Here is a 1,099-nt window from a genome sequence, read left to right as displayed (position 1 = left end):
TTACCGGTTTCATAAAGGCTTACGATGGTTTCTTTGAATTCTTTACTATACTTTTGTGACATATGGACTTCTCCTTTGGTTTGAGATAATTCTACCAAATCGTGTCCATGAAATCATACTAACACCATAGATTTTAAACCCTCATTATTAACTTCGACAAGAATTTCTGGCATTATCTGGTCTTGATGGTTTAAGGGAAAACTACTAGAAGATTCTCCTAAATAGACTAATAATAGTTTAGAGTTTACATTTAGATGATTAAGTTTTAAAAAACGAACTAAGTTTTCTTTATTATAAACCATTTAATACCTCCTCTTCAATAAACAGGAATAGTTTATGGAATATATGCTCTGCAGAAATCTTTTTCGAGTAAACTTCAAAATATTTATTAATATCACTTTTATCTATGTAGTTTAATATCAAATCCTCATTTAGACAATGTTCCTTTACTATATTGCTCAACTCTCTGCTGTCCAGATAATATTTAGACCCCGTCTTAAGAAAACTGATTTGTCCCATAATATATTCAAAAAAATTTTCTTCCCATTCATTTTTCTGAATAATATCATTCTCAAAATACCTAAAGAAATTGATTTCAAAAAAGCGAAATTTTTGAGAAAATATATAGAAATGCACATGTTCTTTTAAATAAATTGGGTACATATGTAATAATGAATCTATATCTATATTTTGCGTAATAGTGTAAGCAATATCTAATATCAAAATCGTTAATCCAAAATCATTCATTTTAACTTTAAAATAATTCTCCAAATCATTATATAGATTTAGTATGTCACAAAATTCTGAATAAAATTTAAAATCAAGTTTACACCTTTTTAATTCCTGAATTATATGTTTTTTTCTTGACACCATATCAATGCTCCTATACAAACAATTGTTGTATGATATATATTTCTAAACTCAGCATAATTTGTTTCATAACTCCATTCTTTTGGTGCTGGAAATCCCCCGTATCATTCGAAAGTGATAATGTCTTAAGTAAATCGAATATGAAAATGTCCTCTGTGTTACATTAGAAAGATGAGGAAAATAGTTTTAACAATGTCTGAAGATAAAAAATATCAAGTGATCAAGCAAG

Annotated in this window: 2 protein-coding genes; both read right to left on the bottom strand. The window is 27.4% G+C overall.

Annotated elements, in window-relative coordinates; genetic code table 11:
• Positions 1-113: 113 nt before the first annotated feature.
• The gene (locus I1A59_RS09440; RefSeq protein WP_196092490.1) at positions 114-302 is read right to left on the bottom strand and encodes a hypothetical protein; all 189 of its coding nucleotides are present in this window, start codon (positions 300-302) and stop codon (positions 114-116) included.
• On the bottom strand, positions 292-873 hold the full coding sequence (locus I1A59_RS09435; protein ID WP_196092489.1) for a hypothetical protein: 582 nt from the start codon (positions 871-873) through the stop codon (positions 292-294). Before I1A59_RS09435 ends, I1A59_RS09440 begins: the two co-directional genes overlap by 11 nt.
• Positions 874-1,099 lie beyond the last annotated feature (226 nt).

Origin of the sequence: Streptococcus sp. NLN76 (genome assembly GCF_015686645.1) — a bacterium.
Lineage (GTDB): Bacteria > Bacillota > Bacilli > Lactobacillales > Streptococcaceae > Streptococcus.
Note: the sequence above shows the minus strand (reverse complement) of the source record. Positions and strands in the feature narration are given on the sequence as shown.

Excerpts from the sequence above, each read along its gene's own strand:
- I1A59_RS09440 (WP_196092490.1), bottom strand. The coding sequence starts at position 302 with ATGGTTTATAATAAAGAAAACTTAGTTCGTTTTTTAAAACTTAATCAT.
- I1A59_RS09435 (WP_196092489.1), bottom strand. The coding sequence starts at position 873 with ATGGTGTCAAGAAAAAAACATATAATTCAGGAATTAAAAAGGTGTAAA.